The 13,530-nt window shown below is 32.3% G+C and carries 14 protein-coding genes and 1 rRNA gene; 9 read left to right on the forward strand and 6 right to left on the reverse strand.

All coding sequences use genetic code 11. The features are described from left to right. From rplT to rplI, 4 genes are read left to right on the forward strand one after another with little or no spacing between them, the layout of a single operon-like run. Nucleotides 1-360 carry a 50S ribosomal protein L20 gene (gene rplT, locus deia_RS03025; protein ID WP_146820690.1) on the forward strand — a complete coding sequence of 120 codons (360 nt, stop codon included), beginning with the start codon at nucleotides 1-3 and terminating at the stop codon, nucleotides 358-360. A 5-nt stretch (nucleotides 361-365) separates the two neighbouring features. Next, on the forward strand, nucleotides 366-818 hold the full coding sequence (gene rpsF / locus deia_RS03030) for a 30S ribosomal protein S6 (RefSeq protein ID WP_146820691.1): 453 nt from the start codon (nucleotides 366-368) through the stop codon (nucleotides 816-818). 8 nt (nucleotides 819-826) lie between these two features. Further along, nucleotides 827-1,153, forward strand: a complete 327-nt coding sequence (gene rpsR, locus deia_RS03035; protein WP_222912616.1) for a bS18 family ribosomal protein — start codon at nucleotides 827-829, stop codon at nucleotides 1,151-1,153. 6 nt (nucleotides 1,154-1,159) lie between these two features. Next, nucleotides 1,160-1,669 carry a 50S ribosomal protein L9 gene (gene rplI, locus deia_RS03040; protein ID WP_146820692.1) on the forward strand — a complete coding sequence of 170 codons (510 nt, stop codon included), beginning with the start codon at nucleotides 1,160-1,162 and terminating at the stop codon, nucleotides 1,667-1,669. A gap of 140 nt (nucleotides 1,670-1,809) precedes the next feature. Here the strand turns inward: rplI and deia_RS03045 are convergent, their stop codons facing one another. After that, nucleotides 1,810-2,754, reverse strand: a complete 945-nt coding sequence (locus deia_RS03045) for a KpsF/GutQ family sugar-phosphate isomerase (RefSeq protein WP_146820693.1) — start codon at nucleotides 2,752-2,754, stop codon at nucleotides 1,810-1,812. 30 nt (nucleotides 2,755-2,784) lie between these two features. On the opposite strand from deia_RS03045, the gene deia_RS03050 reads away from it, so the two are divergent. The 3 genes from deia_RS03050 (at nucleotide 2,785) to deia_RS03060 (ending at nucleotide 5,174) form a co-directional block, all read left to right on the forward strand. After that, the gene (locus deia_RS03050; RefSeq protein WP_146820694.1) at nucleotides 2,785-3,645 is read left to right on the forward strand and encodes a bifunctional 5,10-methylenetetrahydrofolate dehydrogenase/5,10-methenyltetrahydrofolate cyclohydrolase; all 861 of its coding nucleotides are present in this window, start codon (nucleotides 2,785-2,787) and stop codon (nucleotides 3,643-3,645) included. A 3-nt stretch (nucleotides 3,646-3,648) separates the two neighbouring features. Then, entirely contained in the window at nucleotides 3,649-4,704 is a 1,056-nt protein-coding gene (gene zapA / locus deia_RS03055; protein ID WP_146820695.1) for a cell division protein ZapA, read from the forward strand. A gap of 122 nt (nucleotides 4,705-4,826) precedes the next feature. Continuing rightward, nucleotides 4,827-5,174: a carboxymuconolactone decarboxylase family protein gene (locus tag deia_RS03060; RefSeq protein ID WP_146820696.1), complete on the forward strand. Its 348-nt coding sequence runs from the start codon at nucleotides 4,827-4,829 to the stop codon at nucleotides 5,172-5,174. 229 nt (nucleotides 5,175-5,403) lie between these two features. On the opposite strand, the gene deia_RS03065 is transcribed toward deia_RS03060, so the two are convergent. After that, complete coding sequence (locus deia_RS03065) at nucleotides 5,404-6,336, reverse strand: P-loop NTPase (protein WP_146820697.1); 933 nt, start codon at nucleotides 6,334-6,336, stop codon at nucleotides 5,404-5,406. 61 nt (nucleotides 6,337-6,397) lie between these two features. Further along, nucleotides 6,398-7,921 carry a protein translocase subunit SecD gene (gene secD / locus deia_RS03070; protein WP_146820698.1) on the reverse strand — a complete coding sequence of 508 codons (1,524 nt, stop codon included), beginning with the start codon at nucleotides 7,919-7,921 and terminating at the stop codon, nucleotides 6,398-6,400. A 114-nt stretch (nucleotides 7,922-8,035) separates the two neighbouring features. Between secD and gatA the strand changes: the two genes are divergently transcribed. Then, nucleotides 8,036-9,490 (forward strand): Asp-tRNA(Asn)/Glu-tRNA(Gln) amidotransferase subunit GatA, encoded by a 1,455-nt coding sequence (gene gatA / locus deia_RS03075; protein ID WP_146821500.1) that lies wholly within the window; start codon nucleotides 8,036-8,038, stop codon nucleotides 9,488-9,490. 89 nt (nucleotides 9,491-9,579) lie between these two features. Here the strand turns inward: gatA and deia_RS03080 are convergent, their stop codons facing one another. Continuing rightward, nucleotides 9,580-10,893, reverse strand: a complete 1,314-nt coding sequence (locus tag deia_RS03080) for a PD40 domain-containing protein (protein WP_161982831.1) — start codon at nucleotides 10,891-10,893, stop codon at nucleotides 9,580-9,582. 7 nt (nucleotides 10,894-10,900) lie between these two features. Beyond that, a complete protein-coding gene (gene murC, locus deia_RS03085) occupies nucleotides 10,901-12,310 on the reverse strand; it encodes a UDP-N-acetylmuramate--L-alanine ligase (protein WP_146820700.1) in 1,410 nt (469 codons plus the stop codon). 29 nt (nucleotides 12,311-12,339) lie between these two features. On the opposite strand from murC, the gene lspA reads away from it, so the two are divergent. After that, a complete protein-coding gene (lspA, locus tag deia_RS03090) occupies nucleotides 12,340-13,032 on the forward strand; it encodes a signal peptidase II (RefSeq protein WP_146820701.1) in 693 nt (230 codons plus the stop codon). A 334-nt stretch (nucleotides 13,033-13,366) separates the two neighbouring features. On the opposite strand, the gene rrf is transcribed toward lspA, so the two are convergent. Then, a 5S ribosomal RNA gene (gene rrf / locus deia_RS03095) occupies nucleotides 13,367-13,481 on the reverse strand. Nucleotides 13,482-13,530: the final 49 nt, after the last annotated feature.

Here is a 13,530-nt window from a genome sequence, read left to right on the forward strand (position 1 = left end):
ATGTCAAGATCTAATCATTCACCAGCTTCAAGGAGAAGGAGAAAAAATATCATTAAAATGGCTTCTGGATTTCGCGGAAGATCCGGTAATTGCTATAGAATGGCAAATAGGAGAGTCGAAAAGGCAATGCAATACGAATACAGAGATAGAAGAAATAAAAAAAGAGAAATAAGATCACTTTGGATATCAAGAATAAATGCATTTGCCAGAGAAAATGGTTTGAAATATTCTCTACTTATGAATTTATTGAAAAAAAATAATATTTTGTTAAATAGAAAACAATTATCATTACTTGCTTATGATAAAAATTCTTCTTTATTAAAAAATATGTTTACAGAAAATGGTTTGTTTTTAGCTTAATTACAATGAGTATTATTATAAATAATAAAAAAGATATATTAAATGATGGCGTTAACAATAGTCTTTACGAACTCGTTCTACTATTTAGATCAAATATAATAAGTAACGATGTCCACAACGACCTTTCATCACTGGTTTCTTTTATATCAATGAGACTTTCAGGCAGTGTAATATCTCATGAATATTGGGGCTTGAGACCACTGTCATATGAAATATCGGGTAACAAAAAGGCACATTTTTATTTTTTCTCGCTATCTCTAAAGCCATCATCTGTGACCAGTATAAAGCAATTTTTAGCAAATAATGCAAACATTATACGTAGCTTAATACTGAAGTCTACTTTTTCAGAGTCAGAACTATTGCAACCTACTCAAATGATGAAAAATCTTGCTTCCGATATAGATAAAGAAATGGGTGAAATACATGTTAGTGAGGATTTTAATAAATTTAAAATTTAATTTTTTTTATGAGTCGACAAATTACAAATAATATAAAAAATAGATCTGGTTCAAATGTTCCTCAAGTGTTCGAAGGAATGTCAAATACAGCAATCAATGTTTCCTCGGTTGTGCCATTTTCGTCCGTTTTCTCAGGGCAAAATAGAAGATTTGCAAATATATCTACATCTCTTATTCATTATCATAATTACTTTATACTTAAACAAATATTAACAGATATGTCGAGAAAGATTATGCGCAGAGATCTATCTGGTCTTTCAAGAAGCTCTCAAAGAGAATTGCGTAAACATGTCTTTATCGCTAGATTTCTTGGTCTTTTACCTTATGTTAAATAATTTTATATGATTAAAGTTGTATTATTAAAATCTGTAAATCAGCTTGGCTCAGTTGGGAGCGTCGTTCTTGTTAAGCCAGGTTATGCAAAAAATTATCTTGTACCACAAGGTATAGCGCTTTTTGCAAACAAAGCCATACTTGAAAAAATGGATTTTAACAAAAAGAAATTACTTGAAGCTGATTCCGTTAACGCCAAAAAGGCTGCACAGATTGCATCTATATCGCAAAATATAATGCTAGATGTATCAAAAAAGACATTCCAAGATGTTAAAATACATGGCTCGGTATCAAGCAAAGAAGTTGCTATTTTACTATCTCAAGAAATTAAAAAAATTATAAATCAGCAAGCTTCAGATAAAGATTTGTCAATATCTGAAAGCGATATTGACTCGTATATATCTCCATCTTCCATAAAGTTTTTCACATCAATTAAAGAGATAGGGGAATACAAAATTTCAGTTACCGTCTACGGTGATGTAAAGTTTGACTGCATTGTTAATGTTGTTAAAGAATAATATAGTTCTTAATTCCTTGTATTGATTTTACTAATATATTTTTTACAAGAGTTGTTAGAGATAAATGTTTTTTATCTCAATGCAAACTCTGCAGGAACAGAAACACGTGACAATTGTTTAAACGATTTCACTCATTAACTTTAGCTTAATAAATCATGAATATTTACCGCTCCAGAAATTTCACCTTTATCATTTAAAACAACAGTTGATGTTATTTTGTTTTGGGTTAAAAACTGAGCAGTTTCGTTTAAAAACATCTCAACTGTGACGTACTTAAAATTTTTAGTCATTATGTCTTTTGCATATTTTTTATCATCTGTTTTTTGAGACATAAATCTGCGTAAATCGCCGTCTGTAATTATTCCTTTTGGTGATTCAAGAGTTCCGACGGCAGTAAATCCAAGCATTTTTGCGTTCATTTCCAAAATTGTATTATCAATAGTCTCATCTTCACTTACAAGCGGAATTTTATCACCAGTTCGCATTATATATTTTATCTTTGTCATACTTTTTCCAAGCTTACCACCGGGGTGATAAAGGCGGTATTTTTCGCGATCAAGATTATTTTTTATTGCAATTGACGTAGATATAGCGTCGCCAAGTGTTAAAAATGTTGTCATAGAGCTCATCGGTGCATTAATTTGCATAAATCCATCTGGTAAATTTGGCAAAACCATCGTTATATTTGACTCTTTTGCTAAAAAAGAATTTTCATCCATTGTAATTGAAATAATTGGAACTTTAACGCTTTGGCAGTATTTTATGATGTCTTGAAGTTCGATTGTATAGCCCGATTTTGAAAGCAAAATTACCGTGTCGTCATTTGAAATTACACCTAAATCGCCGTGACTTGCGTCAGTTGGTGAAAGAAATATTGCCTGCTTACCAAAAGAACATAGCGTTGCAGCGAATTTCCGTGCAATAAAGCCACTTTTTCCAACTCCGCTAATGATAATTTTACCTTTTGTATAATAAATTGCGTCAATAACTTTTTCAAATACTTCACTTTTTACGATTTTATCAAGGCTGGATATACCATTTTTAGCATTTTCCAAAACTTGTAAAACTTCTTCCAAAAAAATCATTGCTTTTATAAAAAAAACATTTTATGATATATGTACAGGGAAAAAAATAAAATGAAAGAAAAAAAGATTTTAAATGGAAAAGATTTGTCAAAGTCTATCATTGATGCTTTAAAACTTGAAGTAAAAAGCTTGAAAAGGTTGCCAAGTTTGCGCATTATTTTGGTTGGAAATGACACTGCAAGTCAAATTTATACTGGCAAAAAAGTGCAAATTGCAAATGAAATTGGAATTGAAGCAAAAATTATAAACTTTCCAGATTCTGTGTCTTTTATTGAGTTAAAAAGTGAGATTTTGAAAATGAATTTAGATCGAAATATCTCAGGGATTATCGTGCAATTGCCACTTCCAAAACACTTAAACGCTATTGAAATTTGCAATTTAATTTCGCCAAAAAAAGACATTGATGGGCTTTGCTTTGAAAATGTTGGCAAGCTTGCACTTGGATGTGAGGGTTATTTTCATAAACCATGCACGCCGTCTGGAATTATGACGCTTCTTGATAGCTATAAAATAAATCTTGAAGGCAAAAAATGCCTAATTTTAAATCGCTCAAATATAGTTGGCAAGCCACTTTTTCAAATGTTACTTGCGAAAAATGCTTTTGTAAAAATTGCACATAGGAAGGTTTTGGATCCTGAAATTTCAAGCAGTGATGCTATATTTTCCGCAGTTGGCGTGCCAAATTTTATAAAGCCAGAGATGATAAAAAGTGGATGCGTGTTGATTGATATTGGAATTTCGCGCGATAAAGATGAAAAAATTTGCGGGGATATTGACCCAAGATGCGCGGAAATTGCATCGTTCATGACCCCAGTTCCAGGTGGAATAGGACCAATGACAATCGCATCTTTAATGAAAAATTTAGTAAATTGTGTGAAATATTTTGATTAATTTATGACAAAAGTTGAAATCGCAGTTGGACAAAGGATTTTTTCACTTGACTGTAAAGATGAGGCGGATGCTGGTGTAATTCGTGATTTGGCTTCAGTTTTGAACAAAAAAGTCAACGAAGTTTTGCAAGGGATTCGTGGAATTGACAATCAAACCGCTATAGTTTTTACATCACTTTTGCTGCTTAGTGAAAATAATGAGGCGAAAAAAAGCGATAATTCAAATTTAATGGAGAAAATTGCAAACCTAGAGGCAAAAATAGCTCAATATGAAAGTAAAATTGCAGAGCTGGAAAATGACAGGGAGAGCAAGGATTTAATCGAAAATCTCACAGCCAAAAATGCCGATTACCAAAAGGAAAATGATGATTTAAAGGGTAATTTACAGGCTTTGCAAAGTGAACTTCAAGACGCATCAGCAAATATTGGCATTATCACAAAGCTTGAGGCAGAAATTGCAGATTACAAAAGAGAAAATCTTGAATTGCAGAACAATTTTAATGAACTACAAAATCAAGTTTCATCCATGTCCAGTAATAATGAAGTTATCACAGATTTACAGGCAAAAAATACCGATTATCAAAGAGAAAATGAAGCTTTGCAAAGTAGACTTGAAGTATTATCCAAAAATGATGATATTATTAAAGATTTTGAGACTAAAAATATAGAGCTAAAAGCACAAAATCACGAACTGAAGGCAGCTTTAACTGATATGCAAAATGCAGGACAAAGTTCGGACAGACAAAGTGAAATTATCGCAGATTTGAATGCAAAAATTACCGAATATGAAGTAAAATTGGAGGAAGTTTCAAAGAAACTAACGATTGCATCGAATGAATACAATGCACAAATTGATGAATATAAAGAAGAAATAAAGATTTTGCAAGACAAAATTACACCCCTTGAAAATGAAGACAATGTCGACGAAAGGCACGAAATTGACCTATTTGGCAACAAGGTTGAAAAGCGCGAAATTATACATGTCAGCCGCGCAACTTTAGAAGATCTGCTTGAAAAAATAGCAAAAATTGAGAAAATTGTTGATGAAAAAGTAATATAATATCTTTAATTATTGATGTAAAACATTCTAAATTAATAGACGATACATTTTTGCTAAAAAAATATATCTTTTATTGCAAATTATTTTTTTACCATAACACTTTAGCAACTTCTAATATATTTATGTCAAAAAGTTATAAAGAAATTACATCGAGTTTATCTAAAAATTTAGGCCAGCTTAGATCTGCAATTCCCGATGTTGCAAAGTGTTTTTCGACTATGGCAATGGCAGCTACGCAAGACGCAGTGCTGTCTAAAAAAACAAAGGAACTAATCGCCCTTGCAATCGGAGTTTCGGCAAGATGCGATGGATGCATAGGTTTTCACATTAAGACCCTAATTGAACTTGGCGCAACAAGAGAAGAAATCGCCGAAACTATGGGAATGTGTATGTATATGGGCGGCGGTCCGGTTTTTATGTACGCAGCTGACGCGCTTGCTGCATTTGACGAGCTGTCAAAAAAAGACTAGGATTTTGCTATAGAATTTTGGGTTTTAGGGTGCAAAGCTATGGATAGATTTTATATGTTTTTAAACTCAAAACCCAAACTCCAAAAACCATAAAAATATCGATGGATTATACTAATTTAGCTCAAAAACTCCACCTCTTCAAACTCAAGAAGGTTTAGACTTGGTGCATTTTTTACCGCTTATAACTTGGAGTTCAAAAAAACTAAAACCATCTATTAACTCTAAGCATTTAAGCCAAAAATTCAACTTCTTCAAACTCAAGAAAACCAAGATCGGACATAGTATTTTTTGCCGCATCTTTTTGCCCAAAAAGATAGATTTTCTCATCATTTTTAACACTATAGGCCATATTTGTTACAAGTTTTTGCACCAAAATTCCCATTTTACGAAACATATTGACGCATTTTGTTGTATTTTGAATTGCAACTGCGTCGTTTGTCGTCACGCAAATTACCCGATCCAGTGGCGCTTTTTGAATAAGGCTAATATGCACATCCCCAGTTCCAGGTGGGGTGTCTATTATTAAATAATCAAGATCTCTCCATGCAACCTCGCGAAGTAGCTGGGAAATCGCTTTGTTTATCATTGGTCCACGCCAAATTATCGGGTCTTTTTCCTCTATCATAAAGCCAATTGACGCAATTTGCAGTTCATTTTTCACAAATGGCTTGATTTTACCATTTTCAAACTCACATTTACCACTTATATCAAGCATTTTTGGAATTGATGGCCCGTATATATCAAGGTCGCAAATGCCAACTTTAAAGCCATCTTTTTGTAATTTTAACGCATGCTTAATCGCGATTGTACTTTTTCCAACACCACCCTTCCCTGAAATCACGCATATCGTATTTTTAACTCCAGAAATTTTAGTAAACATGCCCGAAATATCGCTTGACTCGCGCATATTAAAAGCATTTACCTTTGGATCTTTAGACTCAATTATACATATCGCCTTTTGACCATAAATTTCACTTATTCCACATTCAATTTTTCGCTTTATAAAGTATAAATCTGCAGGCTCAGCCGAGCAATTTCCATCTAAAGTAATATAAACTGTGTCATTTTTTACAAGTACAGATGTCACAATATTTGAGTGTGCGAGATTTAAAGATGAAAATGGAAGGTATATTTTTTCAAAAACTAATAAATAACGTTGCACTATGTAATAAAATATTTAAAATATATAGCATTTTTTCTAAAAGTCAAGATGTGAAATGTTTTTACAAAAATGATTTTTCTATGTTTTGATTTTTGGCTTTTAGGGTAAGGTATGATATTACAATTTTTGTAAAGGAAACGGCTGTAAAAAATGAGAAAATTATACCGATTATAAGCGATACTGCAAAGCCTTTGATAAAGACACTTCCAAAGAAAAGCAGCATACATGTTGCGATAATCGTTGTAAAATTCGAATCTGTAATTGCTGTAATTGCACCTGAAAATCCATTTTCTATAATGGCAGTTTTTGTGATTTTTTGCCTGTCGAATTCGCGCATTTTTTCGTAAATCAAAACATTTGCATCAACTGCCATGGCAAGGGTGAGTAAAAGCCCAGCAATTCCAGGCATAGTGAGGGTTATATCAAGTATTGCAAAGGTTGAGATGGTTAAAAATAGGTTTAAAAGCAAGCCAAAAGATGCAAGTAGACCCATTTTTTTATAGTGAAAAATCATTATAGTTATTATCAAAATAAATCCAGCAAGCATGCTAAAACTTGAGGCGCGAATTGCATTTTTTCCCATACTTGCATCTATTACTTTCTCTTCAACTATATTAAATTTTGTAGGCAGAGCACCAGATTTTAGCGATATAACAAGATATTTCATGTCTTCTGGGCTGGAATTTCCCGTAATTGAGGCATTTCCAGACAAAATTGGCTCATTAATATTTGGCGCAGAAAGCACTTTGTCATCTAAAACAATTGCAAGTTGACGACCGGTATTAAGTGATGTAATTTTTGCAAAATCCGCTGCACCTTTTGAGTTAAAATTGATAAAAATACTAGGCTGTATATTGTCAAACGATATTCTTGCATCTGATAAATTTTCGCCATTTACGGCAATTTGACGCTCAACAATATAGAATAACTTTTCATCTTTTTGCGACTGCAAAATCTCATACTTGTGTTTATCTATCGGCATTTTTTGGTTGTCAGTGACGGGGTGAATGGGATTTACAAGATGGAAATTTAATTTTGCAGCCGATGACAAAATTTTCTTTATTCCATCGGTGTTTTTTTCATTTGGAATTTGCAAAACTATAAGATCTGACTGGCTTTTGTAAAGATTAATTTCTTTAGTTCCAAGTGCGTCGACGCGACTTCGAATAACATCGATAGACTGGTTAATCACTAGGTCGTATATGTCTTTTGTGCGGTTTTCGTTGAATTTTATAACGCCATTTTCATATATTAAATATGGGTCAATTTTCTTTATTTCATCGATGTTTTTATCACCTTTTAGGTCAAATTTTATTCCATTTTTAGAAAAATCACCGTGCAAAATGCCAAAAGTGTCCATTTCAAGGGCTATTTTTTCATATTTTTCCTTCATATAAAGCTCAAGATCCGGTTTAAAAGCGATATGCACGCCGCCAACCAAGTCAAGCCCCAAATTTACGCGTGGAAATGGGATTTTTTGCGTAAAATTAAAGCCTAAAATTGAAAAAATATTTAGTGTAAATATCAATCCAGTGAGGATAAAAATACTAATTATTGAGTAAAATTTAATTTTTAATATATTCATAAGTCTAGGTTTTATCGATATTTATCCATTTATAAACATAAAATATAAAAAGTCAAATTAAATTCTTGCAAATTAAAAACTTTTGTCTACAATTTTATGAAATATGTCGTAAAAATGAACAATAAAAACAAGACATTATTAGAAGTTTTGGGCGATCTGAGGGCTAAAAAAATTTCTGCACTTGAGCTTACAAAAGACTTTTTGGTAAAAATTAAAGAGTCAAAATTAAACGCCTTTATCACAATATGCGAGGATTTAGCGATAGAATCTGCGAAAAAATCAGATGAAAAAATAGCGAAAAACGAAGGTGGAAAGCTTGAAGGCGTGCCTCTTGCGATTAAAGATTTATTTTGCACAAACGGAGTAAAAACAACTGCTGGTTCAAAAATTTTAGAGAATTTCGTTCCAAATTACGAATCTGATGTAACGCAAAAATTGAAAAATGAAGGATATATAATGCTTGGAAAGACGAATATGGACGAATTTGCCATGGGTTCCACAAATTTGACGAGTTATTTTGGCGCGTGTATAAATCCTTGGAAAAGCTCGACCGGTGTTGAAAAAAACCTTGTTCCGGGTGGTTCAAGCGGTGGCTCTGCTGCGGCCGTTGCAGCTGGACTTTGCCTTGGTGCAACAGGCTCTGACACTGGCGGATCTATAAGGCAGCCAGCCTCTTTTTGTGGAATTGTCGGCGTAAAGCCAAGTTATGGAATTTGCTCAAGATATGGCATGGTAGCGTACGCAAGCTCTCTTGATCAAGCTGGCTTTTTTGCCCAAAATGTTGACGACGCCGCATATTTAATGGAGGTTATAGCTGGTCAAACAGCTAACGACTCAATGATGTACGACGCTGCAAAATATGACTTTACAAGCAATATAAATAGTGAAATTTCCGGCATGACTATTGGAATTCCAAAGCAATTTCAGTCAGATGCCTTAATGCCGGAGATAGCAAAAAATTGGCAGGATTGCATTGAGTATTTTAAAAAACTCGGCGTTAAAATCCTTGATATCGAGCTTCCAAATGTTGAAAAATCCATTAATACATATTACATTATAGCACCGTCTGAGGCTTGCTCAAATCTTTCGCGTTACGATGGAATTCGCTTTGGTTTCGGTTTTGATGAAAAAGTTGAAAACATCGATGAATACTACACAAAAACACGCTCTCTTGGCTTTGGGCAGGAGGTAAAACGCAGAATTATGACTGGAAATTACATTTTATCATCAAAAAGATACGATGAATACTACATTAAAGCACTTAAAGTAAGGCGTGTTATTAAGAATGAATTCGACGCAGCTTTTGCAAAAGTTGACGCAATTTTATGCCCAGCAACGCCAAATGTTGCATTTGGAATAGACGACAAAAATGACGATCCAATCAAGACTTATTTAAATGATATATATACAGTTCCGGTAAATCTTGCTGGTCTTCCTGGGATTTCAGTTCCAACCGCTCTTTCAAACGATGGACTTCCAATTGGAATGCAGATAATTTGCCAGCGCAGAGAAGACGCAAAAATGTATCAAATTGCAAAGTGGCTTGAAAAATTTAGTAATATAACATAATTTCATTAAACTTCCGATCTAAATTAACAAAAAAAAGCAAACAGATTTAACATAATTGCTATATATTTCAGTGCGATGAATTCTGGTGTTTATTTAATAATCCACATAAATGGAGACGTTGCTCCGGTTGTTGTTTTAATTTTTCTTACAATTCTTCCAGATAAATCAATCATAACAAGCGTAGTTTTGGAAGATAGAGACTTCTTTTCAACAAAAATAATACCATCTGAATTTGGAAGCCACATAGGATTTTCAAGCATGTAAGATGAATATAATATTTGCTCATCCGTTCCATCTGGTCGAATTATTCCAATATGAAATATACCATTTCTAAGCTTTGTAAAACAAATCCAATTGCCATCAGGCGACCAAGATGGCTCAGCATAAATACCATCATTTCCAACAAGCAATTTTGTCATTTGTATTGCCGAAATATCCGATACATATAAATTTCTTCTTCCTTCATAATTTGATTCAAAAACCAACATTTGATCATCTGGAGAGGTGCTGCCCGATGTATTTATGGTCTCAGATTTATTTACTATCGTTGATTCATCACCCTTGGAAGATAATTTAATAATACTACTTCCATCTTCAAGTAAATTTGTCAAAATAAGACAGTTATCATTTTTACAAAGCGACGGGCTTGATGTATATTTTTTTCCTGATAAACTTGGATAGACCTTGTCGAGAGATATTTTTTCTTGCGTAAAAATATTAACTGCCTTTAAAAATGGCTCACCTGTTGTCATGTCAATATACATTAATGCATTCTTTTTGCTATCTATAATCGGAGAATTTAAAATTCCACCTTGAAGCAATAATTTTTCACCATAACCATCTTGATCTATAATGTAAATACTTTTTTTGGAATTTTTATTTTTCACTACATCACTTGAGCTATAGACAATTTTTGACTGAAAATATCCAATTTTACCAGTCATTGCAAAGTATGAAATGTCAGTTACTATGTGAGATGTTTTGCGTATATTGTCTTCTTTAAAAGCATATTTTTTTTCCGTTAGAACAGATTCATTTTTAACATCATATACCCTAACTTCAATCACATATTTATCCGCCTCGCTTGGCATTTGAAATACATTTACATTAATATTATATGCAATTCCATCGTAATTATATTTTTTTAGATTCAAAATATTTGCATCCATGGTATAATTTAACAAACCTTTGTATTCCATATCAACAGTAGTTTGTAAATCTTGTGATATTACATCGGTTACACTATTTAAAATTTTCTCAAGTTTCGTATTTTGCTCTTGCCCAATTGTAGATATTGAAACAGGAATTGTATTGCCATAAAGCTTTTCAATATCAATTGTTTCAAATGCCATGGCTTTGAGTGGCAAAAAAATAACAAGAATAATTAAAAATACAATTTTCATAATCAATTTAAAACAAAACATCACAAGATGAATAAGCGAATTTACTTATATCACCGGCGCCCATAAAGATAATTATATCATTTTGAGTTACATTCATAATCCCTAAATTAGCTTTCACATTATCAAGAGCGCAAATTCTAATGTCAAGATTTTTATTATTTTTTTGTATTTTTTTCGCTAAATCATCGATTTTAACGCCGTTTTCGTTTGTTTCTCCAGCTGAATAAATTGGGTTTAGTATAATTTTATCTACGCCATCAAAACACGCAGCAAAATCATCCATTAAATCGTACATTCTTGAATATCTATGTGGTTGAAAAATTACCACAATTTCACCACTACGCTTTGATATTTTCATAAAATCTTTAGCACCCTGAATTACCGCCTTAATTTCAGTTGGATGGTGAGCGTAATCATCAATTACTATCGTATTTTCTACTTTTCCAACCTGTGTAAATCGCCTTTTTACACCGCTAAACAAACTAATTGCCGAGATTATATCTTCAACTTTACAGCCAATATTTTTTGCAATTAAAAAAGCAGAGCATATATTTAAAAAATTATGCAAGCCAAAAAGCTTTGTTTTTATTGTAAATTTTTCATTATCACAGGATATATCGAAGAAACTATAACCATTTTCATACACAATGGATTCTTTAATAATTTGCAAATCCGCCCCATTTTTAAAGCCGTATTTAATGACATTATTGCCGCTTGAAAGCCTTACAAGCCTTTCATCATCGCTACAAATTACAGATGTTTTTGAATGATCTAAAAGCACTTTAAAAACTTCCTCAACCTTGTCCATTGTTTTATAGTGGTCCATGTGCTCTCTATCAATATTCGTAATTATCGAAAGGTCTGCATTAAAATTAACAAAACTGCCGTCTGATTCATCTGCTTCAACCACGATATATTTGCCTTTTCCAATTTTGTAGTTTGAATTATATTCATTCATAATTCCCCCCGAAATTATTACAGGATCAATGCCACATTTGTCTAAAATTAAGCCAAGAAGCGAGGTTGTCGTTGTTTTTCCATGAGAACCTGATACCGCTATGCTTTTATAGCCCTGCATAACAAATCCAAGCGCAATTGACCTGTGAATTATTGGAATTTTCGCCTTTTTTGCAGCAAGCACCTCTTCGTTTGTATCAAGATTAATCGCAGAGCTATAAACAAGACAAGATACGCCTTGTAGATTAGATTCTTTTTGAGCTGGAAATATTTTTATCCCAAGATTTCTCATGTTTTGAACCATGTACGACTCCGAGCTATCACTTCCCTGCACTTTTATTCCATTTTGATGCATAACCTGCGCAATTGCAGACATTCCAATGCCACCAATACCGCAAAAATGAACTATTCCGCTTGAAAAAATTTTTTCATCAATTTTATTGCTATTAATTTTTTTCATGTTACAAAAGGATTAACTGTCAACGCATTATGAAAGATATTTTTATTAAAAACAAGGGATTTTTTTTACAATTTTGCATAATTATAACTCTTATTTTAGTTGATCAAATAACAAAAAAACTTGCTATTAACTTTTTTCACAATATATGCGACGCCAAAGGAGGTTTAAACTCTTGCTCTTGGCAGTTATTGTCATTTTTTAATTTAACCTTCGTATGTAATTATGGTGTAAGTTTTGGCATGCTAAGTAATATATCATATGGAAACATTATACTCTCTATTATCGGAATTTTAATAACAATCTTTTTTATTAAATCCTTAATTCAGGCAAAGAAAATATCTGATAAAATAGTCATTATTTTAATAATAAGTGGTGCAATAGGAAATTTAATTGATAGAATTTTAAATTCATGTGTTACGGATTTTATACACTTGCATTACGGAATATATGAATTTCCAGTTTTCAATATCGCAGACTGTTTCGTTTCACTTGGCGCAATTATATGGATATTGAGAAGTTTTTTTGACTGGAAAGCTAAAAAAACAGCTTATATATTATTAATATTTCTTTCTTTTACGGGATGTAAATGTAAAACAATTGATGAAGTAAAAAAAGAAAGATCTGAGACAATAGAAAAAATTAAAAGAAAAAGTGGCGAAAAATACATCATACCACCTGCATTAAATTCTGTTCCAGAAATCAATGAATGCATAAAAGATTAAAATCTAAATTCTCCGATATAAAAAATATTATTTAGCTAAAATATATATTTATTATTTAATTCCACGCAAAGTAAAAAATCATGATTGTGCAACAGTTTTAAAATTATAATATACAGCAAATTTGGCGCATTGCATAAGAAATTAATAAAAAGAAGTATTCGGCTTAATGGTAATGGAATTTCAGTTTTCGCATCAAAAAATATCAACAAAGCATTATTTGATTACAAAGTGCATAGAAAATATATATCTTTTTAGATTGTTTTTTTATACATTATATATAAAATACAACAAAAAAAACAACATGCAGAAATTTATAAATGAAAATTCATCAATAAGCTGATCACGACCTACTCTCCCGTGGCAAAAGACCTAGTACCATCGGCACTGACGCGTTTCACATTGGAGTTCGGAAAGGGATCCCGTGGTTCCACGTCGTTATAGTGATCAGCTTGTTGATGAATATTTTTTAACTGATGAAAATAAAAATTATAACAATAT

Source organism: Candidatus Deianiraea vastatrix (assembly GCF_007993655.1).
In the GTDB taxonomy this organism is placed as follows: Bacteria; Pseudomonadota; Alphaproteobacteria; order Rickettsiales; family Deianiraeaceae; genus Deianiraea; species Deianiraea vastatrix.